The sequence below is a fragment of the Candidatus Defluviilinea proxima genome, from assembly GCA_016721115.1.
GTDB lineage: Bacteria > Chloroflexota > Anaerolineae > Anaerolineales > Villigracilaceae > Defluviilinea > Defluviilinea proxima.
On sequence record JADKIW010000001.1, the window covers coordinates 2,686,834 to 2,701,025 of the forward strand.

General features: G+C 48.4%; 16 protein-coding genes. 6 read left to right on the top strand and 10 right to left on the bottom strand.

The genetic code is table 11. The annotated features are described in order from the left end of the window. Positions 1-12 precede the first annotated feature (12 nt). The 8 genes from IPP66_12460 to IPP66_12495 form a co-directional block, all read right to left on the bottom strand. Complete coding sequence (locus tag IPP66_12460; protein MBK9926090.1) at positions 13-276, bottom strand: MoaD/ThiS family protein; 264 nt, start codon at positions 274-276, stop codon at positions 13-15. Between the two features lie 81 nt (positions 277-357). Then, positions 358-642 carry a GIY-YIG nuclease family protein gene (locus IPP66_12465; GenBank protein MBK9926091.1) on the bottom strand — a complete coding sequence of 95 codons (285 nt, stop codon included), beginning with the start codon at positions 640-642 and terminating at the stop codon, positions 358-360. Between the two features lie 192 nt (positions 643-834). Continuing rightward, a complete protein-coding gene (locus tag IPP66_12470) occupies positions 835-1,404 on the bottom strand; it encodes an endonuclease/exonuclease/phosphatase family protein (GenBank protein MBK9926092.1) in 570 nt (189 codons plus the stop codon). Between the two features lie 356 nt (positions 1,405-1,760). Further along, complete coding sequence (locus tag IPP66_12475) at positions 1,761-2,306, bottom strand: HEAT repeat domain-containing protein (protein MBK9926093.1); 546 nt, start codon at positions 2,304-2,306, stop codon at positions 1,761-1,763. Positions 2,307-2,332: 26 nt separating this feature from the next. After that, positions 2,333-4,591 carry a xanthine dehydrogenase family protein molybdopterin-binding subunit gene (locus tag IPP66_12480; protein MBK9926094.1) on the bottom strand — a complete coding sequence of 753 codons (2,259 nt, stop codon included), beginning with the start codon at positions 4,589-4,591 and terminating at the stop codon, positions 2,333-2,335. Positions 4,592-4,685: 94 nt separating this feature from the next. Continuing rightward, positions 4,686-5,153 carry a (2Fe-2S)-binding protein gene (locus IPP66_12485; GenBank protein ID MBK9926095.1) on the bottom strand — a complete coding sequence of 156 codons (468 nt, stop codon included), beginning with the start codon at positions 5,151-5,153 and terminating at the stop codon, positions 4,686-4,688. Further along, positions 5,143-6,027, bottom strand: a complete 885-nt coding sequence (locus tag IPP66_12490; GenBank protein ID MBK9926096.1) for an FAD binding domain-containing protein — start codon at positions 6,025-6,027, stop codon at positions 5,143-5,145. The genes IPP66_12485 and IPP66_12490 overlap by 11 nt, the downstream gene beginning before the upstream one ends. 115 nt (positions 6,028-6,142) lie before the next feature. Beyond that, positions 6,143-7,111, bottom strand: coding sequence for an aldo/keto reductase (locus IPP66_12495; protein MBK9926097.1), 969 nt, complete (start codon positions 7,109-7,111; stop codon positions 6,143-6,145). A gap of 44 nt (positions 7,112-7,155) precedes the next feature. Between IPP66_12495 and IPP66_12500 the strand changes: the two genes are divergently transcribed. Next, positions 7,156-7,632 (top strand): LysM peptidoglycan-binding domain-containing protein, encoded by a 477-nt coding sequence (locus IPP66_12500; protein ID MBK9926098.1) that lies wholly within the window; start codon positions 7,156-7,158, stop codon positions 7,630-7,632. After that, positions 7,608-8,090 carry a hypothetical protein gene (locus tag IPP66_12505; protein ID MBK9926099.1) on the top strand — a complete coding sequence of 161 codons (483 nt, stop codon included), beginning with the start codon at positions 7,608-7,610 and terminating at the stop codon, positions 8,088-8,090. The genes IPP66_12500 and IPP66_12505 overlap by 25 nt, the downstream gene beginning before the upstream one ends. Before the next feature lie 43 nt (positions 8,091-8,133). Here the strand turns inward: IPP66_12505 and IPP66_12510 are convergent, their stop codons facing one another. Both IPP66_12510 and IPP66_12515 read right to left on the bottom strand, forming a co-directional pair. After that, positions 8,134-9,720 carry a peptide ABC transporter substrate-binding protein gene (locus tag IPP66_12510; GenBank protein MBK9926100.1) on the bottom strand — a complete coding sequence of 529 codons (1,587 nt, stop codon included), beginning with the start codon at positions 9,718-9,720 and terminating at the stop codon, positions 8,134-8,136. Then, the gene (locus tag IPP66_12515) at positions 9,713-11,086 is read right to left on the bottom strand and encodes a hypothetical protein (protein MBK9926101.1); all 1,374 of its coding nucleotides are present in this window, start codon (positions 11,084-11,086) and stop codon (positions 9,713-9,715) included. Before IPP66_12515 ends, IPP66_12510 begins: the two co-directional genes overlap by 8 nt. A 153-nt stretch (positions 11,087-11,239) precedes the next feature. Between IPP66_12515 and IPP66_12520 the strand changes: the two genes are divergently transcribed. From IPP66_12520 to IPP66_12535, 4 genes are read left to right on the top strand one after another with little or no spacing between them, the layout of a single operon-like run. Further along, the gene (locus tag IPP66_12520) at positions 11,240-12,046 is read left to right on the top strand and encodes a DUF4388 domain-containing protein (protein ID MBK9926102.1); all 807 of its coding nucleotides are present in this window, start codon (positions 11,240-11,242) and stop codon (positions 12,044-12,046) included. A gap of 26 nt (positions 12,047-12,072) precedes the next feature. Beyond that, entirely contained in the window at positions 12,073-12,612 is a 540-nt protein-coding gene (locus IPP66_12525) for an ATP/GTP-binding protein (GenBank protein ID MBK9926103.1), read from the top strand. A 23-nt stretch (positions 12,613-12,635) separates the two neighbouring features. Beyond that, positions 12,636-13,499, top strand: coding sequence for an alpha/beta hydrolase (locus tag IPP66_12530; GenBank protein ID MBK9926104.1), 864 nt, complete (start codon positions 12,636-12,638; stop codon positions 13,497-13,499). Then, positions 13,496-14,122, top strand: coding sequence for a 4-vinyl reductase (locus IPP66_12535; GenBank protein ID MBK9926105.1), 627 nt, complete (start codon positions 13,496-13,498; stop codon positions 14,120-14,122). Before IPP66_12530 ends, IPP66_12535 begins: the two co-directional genes overlap by 4 nt. The last annotated feature ends 70 nt before the right edge of the window (positions 14,123-14,192 follow it).

A 14,192-nucleotide genomic window follows, 5' to 3' on the forward strand; every position in this document is an offset into this window, starting at 1 on the left:
GACCTCCGAGATTCATCCGCCGCTGATCGCCACCACAAAATGGACCTCGCTATCCTCTTCGAGCTTCTCCCTCATCTTCAAATGCGAGACCTGTCCATTAACCATCACTGAAATATTCGGGCGGACCTTTTCTCCCTCACATAACCGGTCCTTGATCCCGGGATATTCCGCTTCGAGAACATCAATCGCCTCACGCACGCTGGAGGCGGATACGACAACTGAAGCTTTTCCTTGCGTGAAGTTGCGAAGAGGGGCAGGGATGAAGATGGTGGGCATGGTATTGGTTATGTCACTCTGAGCGGAGCGAAGAGTCTCTACCCCGACGGTGGAGTTGCTTCGCTTACTCAGTATGACATATTAATCTTTTGCATCTTGTACAGGCGTAAACCATTCTTCTGATAAGTCTTTCCATGTAGGATTCATAGAATCGATAAGAGCGATTTTCTTTGATCTCAACCAGCCTTTGATTTGCTTTTCCCTTGCAAGCGCCGCATGGATGTCAGTTGTAGATTCGTAGAAAACCAGAAATTGAATGTTGTACCTGCTCGTAAACCCTTTGACCAATTTGTTCTTGTGTTCATGAACGCGCCGCATCAAATCATTTGTGACGCCTGTATACAGTGTCCGTGATTTGTTGGTCATGATGTAGACGTAATATTCTTTGCTCATGGTATTGTCTCTATTGTGTCACCCTCCCGAAGGACATCGGGACGATGTGAGCCGCTAGACGAAGGGTCTCTACTCCTCACGGTAGAGATGCTTCGCTATCGCTCAGCATGACATCGTTGGAGGTGGGGATGAAGAGTGTGGGCATAGATTATTCTTCTTTAAAATTTATAAACTAAACTCGGCCACAACGGGATAATGGTCTGATGCTAGATTTAAGCTGTTTGGTTCTCGTACTACCCAACACTTTGACATGTTTTCCTTCACCTTGTTGTTGACAAAGATATAGTCTAACCGAGCATTTGGGTTAGGCGGCGGGAGAGTAAAGCCATCATCCGAATTCAATAATCGGAAGCAGTCCGTAAACCCCGCTGATAGTATCCTCCTGATAGAGAAGTGATAAACGCGATTGCCTTGCAAACGTATCATCCGCTTGAGCCAATAGGGCATATTCTCGGTTTTCACGTTTTCGTTCGGCGCGATGGCATTGAAATCGCCTGCTATGAGACATGGTTTGTTTTGATACTTTTGAGTGTACTTGATGATATATAAAGCTTCCAGCAGACGCCAAAACTCAAAAACGATTCCCAAGTTTGCCATAGGGTGAACGCCGATAATTCTTATGGTTTGATTTGGCTCACACTCAATTTCCGCATCAATGAAGTTGCGCCAAATAGGGAAAACTGGATGGTGACTTTTGAACGTATGAACAGGCAACTTGCTGATTGCCTGAGCCAATAAAATAATTCATTCCCAATGAATGTGACAAGGACTTTAGAAACTCTTCGGTAAATACTTCTTGAAGAATAACAATATCTGGGTTGACGGTTCGGATAACATCCAAGATGTAAGTTTCTCGATTTCCCCCGCCATCCAAAATATTATAGGTCATCACACGCAGAGACATTTATACTTTGCCTTCCATGTCACCCTAAGCCGCTAGGCGAGGGTCTCTCCTCCCGCTGGAAGACTTCACAACGTGGTAGGGATTCGTCGCTTTGCTCAGAATGACAATCCTGAGGAGTGGGGATGAAGAGGGTGGGCAAAAGGTTATTCGTCCTTTGCGTACTTTGTTGAATTACTGCTTTAGGCAACTAACATTTGGATTTCATTCTTTTTTTAATCGCCGCGATTGCTTCATGTGCAGCATTTGCTATAGTTCGATCTTCATAATCTTTTCCCTTATCATATTTTTCTGCGTAGGCGAGTGCTGGAATAGCTCTTTCATCACCAACAGCATATAACGCCTCTGCTGCCACAAGCCGAACGTTTGGGTCTGCGTCATTTTGTAGTACCTTTACTAACGGAAGAACAACCCTTGAGTCTGGATATCCATGAAATAACTCACATAATGTCCATCGTATACCCGAACTTGAGTCAGACAAGTATGGTAAGAGCAAGTCAATCATTACATCACTCGGAACAAGATGTGGCAATGCGTTAATTACATAGAGTCGAATATCAGTTTCTGCGAAACTGAGTATGGCTGACATTACTTTAGAGATTTGCGACACATCGTGTTTGCTAAGAGTCAATATTTCGGGTAAGTTTTCGTATTTGAGACTATCAGCGTTGTGGCTCTCAGCCCACTGACAGAGCGCCTCTATAATGTCAGCATATGGTGTAAGGTGGGTATTCATATAGTAAATCTAACGAGGTAATCCAACTACCTCTTCAATCCCTCCACCACCTTTGCAGGTGACATCGGCAACTCTGTCATCCTCACGCCGATGGCGTTATAGATCGCATTCGCAATCGCCGCAGGCGGCGGGACAATAGGCACTTCGCCGACTCCTCTCACTCCGTAAGGATGCCCAGGGTTTGCGACTTCCACAAGGATCGTGTCGATCATCGGCAGGTCGAGCGCGACGGGCATACGGTAATCGAGCAGACTCGCGTTGAGCAATCGTCCCTGTTCATCGTAGAGATACTCTTCGTTCAATGCCCAGCCAACGCCTTGCGCAACTCCGCCTTGAATTTGACTCTCGACATACGCACGATGAATCGCTTTGCCAACATCTTGAACCGCTGTGTAACGTAGGATCTGCACTTTGCCTGTGTCAGGATCCACTTCCACATCTACGATATGAACCGCAAAGCCAGGATTATTCCCACGCGGTTGGACTGCCGCACTGGCAACGACAGGTCCACCTGTTTCGTCCAATTTTTCGGCGAGTTCTTTGAAGGTCAACTTTTTATCGCCTGACGAAAAGACTCCGTTCTCAAATGTAACAGTATCCTTTTCCACTTCCCAAAGGATGGCGGCACGTTCCTTCAATTTCTCGATCAGTGCTTTGCCAGTTTCAATAACCGCCCAACCCGTTGCAAACGTTGTGCGGCTTCCATATGTCCCTTCGGTGTAGCCGACCGAGTCCGTATCCGCCACAATGGGATGCACATCCTCGGCAGAGATTCCCAGAGTCTCTGCAAGTTGCATGGCAAGTGATGTACGTGAGCCGCCGATATCCACAGAACCTTCCAACAGGCTCACGGTTCCATTGTTGTTCACGCTGGCAGAGGCTGAAGATTTTCCTCCATAGTTAAACCAAAAGCCTCCAGCAACGCCGCGCCCTCTATTCGGTCCAGTAGGAAGCGGTGATTTGTAATGATCCGATTCTTTCGCGGCTTGAAGAGTCTCCAAATAGCCAATCGTCTTAAAAGCCGCGCCGTCAATTCTTCGATCACCTTCTTGCACGCCGTTGAGCAAACGAAACTCGATCGGGTCCATGCCAAGTTTTTCAGCAAGTTCATCAATGATCACTTCCGCAGTGAAGGCGGCATTCGTTCCGCCCGGTGCGCGATACGCGGCAGTGCGCGGCTTGTTGACCACGATATCGTAGCCATCGACAAGCCCGTTCTCGATCTTATACGGCGCAAACATCACCACCATCGCACCACCAACGGGTGAACCAGGATATGCGCCCGCTTCATACAATAGTTCCGCTTGCGCGGCTGTGATCTTACCGTTTGCATCAACGCACATTTTGACTTTGATGTACGAACCCGAAGTAGGCCCTGTTGCCGCCAACACATCCGCACGGCTCATCGTCAGCTTGACGGGGCGGTATCCGCTTTTCTTTGAAAGCAATACGGCGAGTGGCTCAAGATACACGCCGTTCTTGCCGCCGAACCCGCCGCCGATCTCCATCGGGATAACACGAATATTCGAGACAGGGATCTCAAGAATTTCCGCCACTTGATCGCGCACACCAAACGAACCCTGTGTACTGCACCAGATCGTCACTTGCCCATCGGGGTTGTATTGAGCCGTTCCATTTTGCGGCTCGATGTATCCCTGATGCACCATCTTTGTATTGAATTCGCGCTCAACGATGAACTTCGCTTCCTTGAATCCTTTTTCGATATCGCCGCACGCATTCTGTCCATGCCATGCAATGTTCGTTGGCGTATCGCCTTTTTTGCCAAACTCGTCTGTGCGCAAATCGTCAAGCAAAATAGGACTCTCTGCCTCGATGGCCTTTCTCACATCTAAAACAGGAGTCAACACCTCATACTCGACTCTGATCAATGACAGCGCTTCATTCGCAACGTGGAGGCTGGTCGCTGAAACTGCGGCCACTGCATGACCGAAGTAAAGGACTTTGTCACGTGCCAAGACGTTGTTGCTTTGATATTTACGGTCTATAACGCTTTCGCCCAATTCAACGATCTTGCTTTCGAGGTCAGGGAAATCTTTCGCAGTGATGACCGCATGCACGCCATGAAGTTTTTCTGCATCACTCGTATCAATCGAGATAATCTTCGCATGTGCATGCGGACTCCGCAGTACCGCACCGTATAACATGCCCGGTAAGCGAATGTCCGCGCCGTATGCGGCTCGTCCCGTTACTTTATCCACGCCATCATGTCGGAGTGGGGAAGTGCCGATGACTTTATATTCAGTTGGTTTGTCTAAAGTTGTCATTTCGTATTCCTTACTTGTTGTGCAGGTTCACTATAGACCATGGACCGTTGACGATGGACGATAAAATGGTCAACGGTCTATGGTCTATAGTCCGTCAAACATCAGCCGCATCCAATACGGCTTTTACGATTCGATCATAGCCCGTGCAACGACACAAATTCCCTGCCAGCCATGCACGGACTTCCTGTTCGCTTGGATCTGGGTTTTGGTCGAGCAAGGCTTTGCTGGCAACGATGAAACCCGGTGTGCAATATCCGCATTGCAGGGCGGCGTGTTCGATGAATTTTTGTTGTAAGGGATGAAGCCCGTTAGGTGATGCGATGCCTTCAATGGTTGTGACGGAACGTCCCTGAATTTCAACGGCTAACACAAGGCATGAGTTGACCAGCACGCCATCGAGGATGACATTGCACGATCCGCAATTGCCGTTGTTGCATCCTTCTTTTGTACCCATGAGACCAACTGTCTCACGCAGAACTTCAAGGAGACTTTGATGTGGCTCGCACAGGAATTCCATTTCCTCGCCGTTGATTGTGGCTGTGATATGAGTCTTATTCGGCATATTTTCCTCCTGCACGTTCGATGGCTATGTTTAAGGTACGTTCAACAAGAACGGCCACTAAATGTTTACGATGTTCGGCCGTGCCGCGTAAGTCTGTGATGGGTTTGGCGATCGCTTGTCCCCTCTTTGCGGCCTCTTTGACGTTTTCATGAGTCAACGCTTTCCCTGCGAGAAAATCTCCAGCAGGCGAAGCAAGCAGAGGGGTAGGGGCGACCGCTCCGAGTCCAATTCTCACAGCGACGAATCGCTTTCGATCCGCACCCAAAAGAACGGACGCTCCCACACCGACGACAGCGATGTCCATTTCGTTGCGAGGGATGAAGCGCAGATAACTTGCGCCGAAATTTTCTTTAGGTGCAGGGACAGTGATGGACGTGAGAAACTCACCCGACTGTAAGGCGTTCTTCCCGGGTGCAACACAAAACGACTCAACGGGAAGCGTGCGTGAACCGTTGGGGCCTGTGATATGACACACCGCCTGATGCACAATGAGTGCAGGAATCGAATCAGCGGCAGGCGAGGCGTTGCAGAGATTACCTCCCACGCTCGCACGATTTTGAATCTGCACACCGCCAATGAGATGGATGCCATCCACGAGGCCGGGATAGTGTTTAATCACATTTGGGTTACTGCAAATCTCATGGCATGATGCCGCCGCGCCGATGCGGAGTCCGTTTTTAGAATCGAATGTGATTTGTGTGAGTTCTGAGATGTTCTTGATATCAATGACGAGTTTGGTTTGGCGGCGGCCTTCCCGCAATTGCACGAGCAAGTCCGTGCCGCCAGAGAGAATTCGTGCATCCCCATTTTTGTCAGCAAGAAGAGTGGCGACCTCTTCAACGCTTTTCGGTGCTACATAATCGAACGATTGCATGACACCTCCGTTTGTTGGAAACCAATAAGGGCGATTATACCTGCGTAAACAAACAGGTAGACACGGAAATACGTAGCCGCATCTACCTGTTTGTCTGTTTACTTAATGTACGTGTCTACTTGCCTTCCCCAAATATCGCTTCAATCTTCTTCATCACTTCATCTGTCAACTTCGATGCCACTTCCACTGCTTTCATATTCTCGTGCACTTGTTCCACACGGCTTGCGCCCGTAATCACCGAACTCACGAACGGATTTTTCAAGCACCACGCAATGGACAACTGTGAGATCGTGCAACCTACTTCTTTCGCAATGGGTTCCAAGGCTTGCACCTTTGCCAGCTTTTCCTGGTTGGTAACATTTTCCTTGAACCAATCCATATTTGTTGTTGCGGCGCGGCTATCCGATGGAATGCCCTTATTGTATTTGCCACTTAGCAACCCCGCGGCTAACGGGCTGAACGTTGTGGACCCGTATCCGTACTCTTTATAGAAGCGCTCATACTCGCCTTTGAATCGATATTGTTCAAATAAGTTGTAGCGTGGTTGCTCCACGACGGGCTTATGCAGATGATGTTTCTCTGCCACTGCAATCGCTTCCACGATCTCCGTCGCGTTCCATTCCGATGTGCCCCAATACATCGCCTTGCCCCATTCGATGATATTGTGCATTGCCCACACAGTCTCTTCAATGGGCGTGTTTTTATCAGGGCGGTGACAATACAACACGTCCACATAGTCCAATTCAAAACGTTTCAGAGAACCGTTGATGCCTTCGATCAAACGTCTGCGGTTCAATGTCTGCTTCTCGTTGATTCCTTCTCGCAAGCCCCAGAATAGTTTTGTTGTGACAACATAACTTTCCCTGTGCCAGCCAAGTTTCCGAATCGCCGCCCCCATTACCTCTTCCGATTTACCTGCTGCATAAGCTTCTGCATTATCGAAGAAATTTACACCTGCATCATATGCCGCCGCCATGATCTCAGCCGCCGCATCTATATTCACCTGATCGCTGAACGTCACCCAGGATCCTAACGATAATTCGCTTACTCGAATCCCTGTTCTTCCCAAAAACCGATAGTTCATGTACTGCCTCCGAATAGATTTTGTATAACCATTATAATCTCGCCATGCGAAAAAGCTTTTCTTTCATCCTTTTATTGTTGACTGCTTGCGCCCCTCAACAGATTCAATCCACGCCCAAGCCTGTGGACCTCATCCCATATTTCACTCAAACTTCCCAAGCCCCGCTTCCATTGACTCCAGAGGGGCTGGTTCCCCTTAAGACACCTTTACCTACCTCCACGCCTTTCACTTACTCAGTCAAAGCAGGTGACACGATCAGCAGTATCGCGCTCCAATTTGGTGTGACGATTGATGAATTACTTTCTATCAATCCCGAAGTCAATGCAAATGCCATGTCTGTTGGGACAACGCTCAAGATTCCCAGTGTCCCCGATAACCCCACTGGTGAAGCGACGCCGACTCCGCTCCGTTCACTGTCCAACAGGTCGAATGTTATTCAACAGCGAATAAAGGCATGTGGTGTTTTGTGCTTGCTCACAATGATACATCTGAGTTCATGGAAAACATCAGTGCGCAAGTAACGCTGGTTGACGCGAACGAAAATTTTCTCGCAACGCAAACTGCCTTACTCCCTTTAGACATTCTTCCTCCCAACACATCATTGCCTCTTTCTATTTATTTTCCTCCCGAACTGCCTGTGGATGCAAAACCACAAGTACAGATATTGACTGCTATCCGTTTATTGCCGAACGATACGCGATATTTGCCAGCGACAGTCAACAACACGTTGGTAGAGATCAATGCGGAAGGACATTACGCAAACATCACTGGCGAAGTCCGTTTGCCAGCGGAATCAAAAGCCGCAACACAAACTTGGGTTGCGGCTGTGGCTTACGATGAAGAAGGTCGTGTGGTTGGCGTCAAACGCTGGGAAGGAGGCGGGGTCCAGCCCGGAGGAAGTTTAAGCTTCCAGATGAGCGTATCCAGTCTCGGCGGAAGAATGACGCGTGTTGAGTTTGCGGTGGAAACCAGACCATAGACGATAGACCGTTGACCATTGTCCACCGTCCATGGTCCATCGTCTATTTCCCTTCCAGCCACATATAACGTTCAATGGGGATGTCGATCGGTGTCAGCACATATCCTTTTACGTAAGGCTTGACCAATTCATATGAAAGATAGTGCACTGTGAATAGTGCGGCGGCATCGTCTACGATGATCTGCTCGGCTTGTTGATACATTCCGATGCGCTTGGTCACATCCTGTTCGATGCGCGCGGATTCAAGCAATGTGTCGAGTTCGGGGTTGGAGTATCCGCCTGAGTTTTGGAGTGCACCACTATGGAACAATACATCGGCAAAGTTTTCAGGGTCGGGATAATCGGCACACCAACCGCCACTGAAAAGTTGACCGTGATTACCCGAGTAAATTTGATCGAGATAAAAATTCGGCTCAAGGTTTTCAACCGTGATCGTCACGCCGAGATTCTTTTTCCACATATCTGCCAGGGCGGCCACATCAGAACGGATGTAACTTCCAGTGCCTCCGTTGGTAAAGACGATGGGCGGCAGGTTGTCACCGTACTTGGATTGCTTCAAGAGTTCACGCGCTTGCGCGGGGTCGAAAAGCAAACCTTGGAGTGCAATGTTGAAACCCGGTAAGCCCGGCGGATACAATCCTTGTGCAGGTAAGGCATGTCCACTCGAAACCACGTCAATGTATTGCTGACGATTGAACGCCATCGAAAACGCCTTGCGGACGTTGACATCATCAAAGGGTGGTTTGGTTGTATCGAATGTAATGTAGCCTGTGCAGAGCGAGACGCCTGTGCGCAATTCGTTATGAAGCGGTTCTGTGGGGTCTGTGAACCGTTCGATGGAATACACGCCTGTAATATCTACATCACCTGTTTCATATAAACGCTGGCTGTCACCTGAAAACAAATTGACGACTACGTACGGGATTGAAGGCGCACCCAGATAAAAATCCCGATTGGCTTCATATACGATACGTTTGAAAGATGTCCATTCGGTGATGCGATATGGCCCAGTGCCGTTCGGTTGACGGTACCAATCTTCTCCGTTTTCTACATTTGCTTTATCTACTATGAACGCAGTGGGATACGTGAGTTTCAACAAGAAATATGGTTTGGGCGCGTCGATCTTGATTTGCAATGTATGTTCATCCACTGCGCTGATTCCCGTGACGTGATCTGCCTGACCCGCTGCATATTCTTTTGAGCCGACAATATCGCCGAGGTAAGTGAGCGCTGTGTCTGATTCGAGATCGGGGCTTAAAGCTCGTTCCAATGAATAAACAAAATCCTGCGCGGTAACAGCGCGTCCATCATGGAACTTGGCATTCGTGCGTAAATGAAACGTGTATGTGGTGCCGTTATCGCTCACATCCCAACTCTCTGCGAGATCGGGAGTCAAATTCAATTGAGGGTCGAAAGAGACTAATCCACTGAAGACACGTTTGTCGCCAGAACCGTGTGTAGTGGCAGGGTCATATTCACGTGGATTTGTGGACTCGCCTCCTTCCAGCACCAAGGCCTGATTCAGCGGAATGTCAATTTGCCACGCTGATACTTGATTTGGCGTAGCGACGTTAAATATGAGAATCGCAACAAGGGATACCGTAAGTATGGAAGTGAACTTCTTAAACATTGTTTCCTCCTTTGCTGTTGCCACGACGAACAATAAAGCCGAGTACAACGATACCGATGAGAAGAATGAAAACACAACACATCCCTAGCAGGATAAGTGTAAGAGCAAGGGGAGGTCCGCTTGGGGTGGAGGATGTCCCTGTGGGTTGCTCTCCAAAAGATGAAGTAGGGATGGGTGTAGCATTTTGATTGGCTTGTGGCGCCCCTGAGATCGGGACGATGGTGGGAACAAAGGTTGGGGTTGGCTGAGCGGTCGGTTGAGCAGATGTAGACCGTGGCTGAGCTTGAACCGCTTTTCTCCAAGCATCCTCGAGCCCTTCGACGTTAAATCCATACACTTGCGTAAGTGCATCATCGATTGCCATCCCATCACGCAGGGAAGTGAGCAGGTTTGTCATTTTGTCCTGCCCATACGTTTCGATAAGAAACTTTACAATGCTGAACGATTGAGTGTAGGAGAGGTTTGCTTTATCCGAAACCTCCGAGAACCCTGCGCTTAATGAGCGGACAGAGAGTAGTGAGTTATCACGAATGGCTTGATCGAGTTGCGATTGTGAATTCGAGTCGAGGTCTCCTTCACTGTATACGGCTAATCCTTCATTGAGCCAGGTTGGCACGCCGCCAAGACAGGAAAATGTGAGATGACCGACGAGCACATGGGTCAACTCATGTACGATAGCTTTGCGTCCCCATTCGAGATCATTTTTTGAGATGCCGATGATGACAATGTCGTGATCGGGGAAAGCCTGTCCGCCTGTCCATGAAGGTTCGTAGAGGATGGCATCTTTCATGTCATCCGTGTTGGCGTAGATGTAAAGGTCGATGGGAGAATCTGCGGTAAGACCCGACTTTGTCTTATTAAACTCAAGTCCACCGCCAGCAGTGTTGAGCAGATCTTGTGCAAAGGCTTGATCGCCAGAATACCAATGTAAATTGAGTTTGCCTTTCGATACAGTTTCCCATTTGTGTTGGGAATCGAGCCACGTGACTGTTTGTTTGTCGGTTACGGTTTCTGCTCCGCTTTCATCGGTATATCGCCAGCGCCACCAGATCCCTGCGCCGGGTGGCAGTGATCCGCTTTGGCGCATGTCCCACGTCCACTCCACATCTACAGATGGGGCAGGGGTGAATTGTGGGAAGGCTTTTGCGATCACTTCGCCACAAGTCAGTTGTTTGGTTCCATATTCAAGGACCACGGATGTGATGTTTGCGTTACTTTTAATGGTAGCGCTGAACGTAACCGTGTTCGGAAAATCTAGAACAGCCTGATCTTTGGTCACATCTGCTTGGGATGCGGCAAAGGCTGTTTGAACCGGAAGCAGAACGAGGTTAAGAATGAGCGTGAGCAGGGTCAGAATTCGTCTCATATATCATGTCTCCTTGTAAATTATTTGAAAGGTTGGCCGTTTGTCTAACCTTCCAGACACTTTTCAATATCAATAAGTTTGTTTGACGCTTGTATACCTTGCAAGTATAATCCTTTCATTCTCCTGACTCGGGGAGATTTTATTGAGGTATTCATGGCCCTTCGCGGAAATTTGCGTGATTTTACGATTACACAATTGCTAAACCTGATCAATCTGGCTCATAAGACCGGTACGCTGGTTGTAGATGGCCCGAGTGAGCAGGCTTATATTTCGTTCCGCGATGGTAAATTGGCCTATGCTCGTGTTGGTCAGGATGATGGAAGTCTCGCATCTGTCTTACACAAGGCCAATCGTTTGACGGTGAATCAATATCGTGCCATTGTAGAGCGCGCAGGAAATATTTCTGATAAGGAACTGGGTCTGTTGCTAATTAACTCCGGGTACCTGACACAAGAAGACATCCTTGCCAACTTGCAGGCATATTTTACAGAAGCTGTGCGTCGGTTGTTCACGTGGGTGGAAGGTATGTTCCGTTTTGAAGCGGAAATGATGGCGCCGACGGATCGCATCAATGTACGACTTGATCTTGAAAACATTATTATTGAAGGTTCGCGCCAATTGCGTGAATGGGAACAGCTTTCTGATGAAATTCCCAGTCTTGAGATGGCGTTGAAATTTACTGACCGCCCGCTTAAGAATGTGAATTTGAGCGTGGAAGAATGGCGTGTGGTTTCGTTCATTAATCCCAAGAATACGATGAAGCAGATCGGTCAGACTAACAAGATGAACGACCTCGAGATTCGCAGGATCGTTTATGGTCTCTTGCAAGCTGGTTTGGTAGAGATCGTTCGTCCCGAAGGTGTGGTTGTTCAACAAAGCCCGAAGATGTTCCCAACGCAAGTGAAAGAGGAACAGAAGTCATTGGTCAACAAATTAATTGGACGTATCAAAACGCTATAGTGATCCAGGCGGAAGGATAAGAAATTATGCAAACAGTCAAAATGGTAGTCACAGGTCCATTCAGCGCCGGCAAGACGGAATTTATTCAATCCGTCAGCGAAATCGACGTTGTATCGACCGAGCGCAAGATTTCCAATAAGGCGGAACAGGCTGTAAAAGAAGCCACGACCGTTGCAATGGACTTTGGTCGTATTACGGTTGATGAAGATCTTGTCCTTTACCTTTTCGGTACACCGGGACAGAAGCGTTTTGATTTCATGTGGGAGATCCTCTCCGAGGGCATGCTTGGTTTTATCGTGATGGTCGATAGCACACGCCCTGAGACCTTCCGTGAAGCCCGCTCGATCCTTGAAACCTTTCGCGCATATGCGCCCACACCGTATGTAGTTGCGGCGAATAAACAAGATATGGCCGACGCATGGGATCTGGAAGATATGCGCCATGCTCTCCGCCTTGAAAGCAAGGTGAAGTTCCTGCCTTGTGTAGCCAATGATAAAGACACGGTAAAGTCAGTTCTTCTTGAATTGTTGTATAGTATCCTTGCTGAAATGGAGTCGGGTGGATAGGGGAGCCCGGTTGACAGGAATTCGTGTCGTCGATCACCACTGATCAAGGTATTGTTCATTACGAAGTATATGGGCGAGGAAAACCCGTAATTCTTCTGCATGGCTGGCTCGGTTCGTGGGGCCTGTGGCAGGAGACGATGGGATTTCTCGGTCGATATTATCGCACCTATGCAATGGATTTTTGGGGGTTTGGGGAATCAGGTAAAAAGCGCGAAACCTACGCTGTGCAGGATTTCGTCAGCCTTGTAAATCAATTCATGGAACAACTTGGTATCATGCATGCGCCGCTTGTCGGTCATAGCATGGGTGGTACGGTCAGCCTTTCAGTTGCCATTCGTTTTCCGGAACGTGTTAGCAAAGTTGTTGTTGTCGGTTCGCCTATTGTTGGGTCTTCGTTGGCCCCATTACTCAAATTGGCGGGCTATCGTCCCAGTGCGTTCGTGTTATTCAATATGATGGGTCCTTTTAGAGCCTTCATGAAACACTATTATTCTCGTGTAATCTGCTCCGATCCACGCTTTCCAAACATGATGGATCGTGACCTTTCCAAGACGACGCTCGAATCATTCCTCCTTTCGATTGCCTCGCTTCGAAGAACGGATCTTCGCCCAATGCTTGACCAGATCAAGATTCCTGCGATGGGCATGTATGGTGATGTAGATAAAGTTGTTCACCCCAAGCAATGGCAACCCATGCAAAAAGGGATTCCTCAGGCAAAGATCGAAAGATTCCCAAAGTGCGGGCATTTTCCCATGTTGGAAGAGCCTCAAATCTTTGCTGAAAAACTTAAAGCCTTCCTTGATTACCAAGAACCAATAGCACAACCTATTATTCAAGCACAGCCCACACCTCTGAATACAACAACGTCCGTAACGCTGGCTCCATGACCGAATCACAGTCATTTTTTTACCCAAACCGGATGGGGAGAATCATCCTTCTCTCCATGGAAGAGGTAATGGGACGGAATGGCGTACATGCTATTCTTAACCTCGCCTCGCTTTCATCGCTTTTAGATAACTATCCGCCCGAAAACACCGAGCGCGAATTCCCCTTTACTACAATTAGTGCTATGACAGATATGTTGGAGCAGGTTTATGGTCCGCATGGTGGACGTGGGCTTGCTTTGCGTGTTGGGCGTGCCTGTTTCAATAATGGGGTCCGTCAGTATGGTATGCAGATGGGCATTACCGAAATGGCCTTTCGCCTCTTGCCGCTTCCAGCCAAAGTCAGTGCAGGGGCAAAGGCGTTTGCCGAGCTATTCAATCACTTTACCGACCAAAAAGTACGGATCGAAGAAGACGGTAACAAACTTCTCTGGCATATTGAGCGGTGTCCCTTGTGTTGGGAGCGCCACGCGCATGAACCGGTCTGTCATTTAGCGGTTGGCCTGTTACAAGAGGCTTTATACTGGTTAAGCGGTGGGAAAGTATTCAATGTGGAGGAAAAAACCTGTATTGCGGCCGGAGATGAGTGTTGCACCATTGAAATCGACCAATCCCCGATCTATTAGTATCCACCCCAACAATTTTGTATATGTTACAAGCAGGGACTAGCTTTCCCTGTTTTTGGGATTTTGTGGA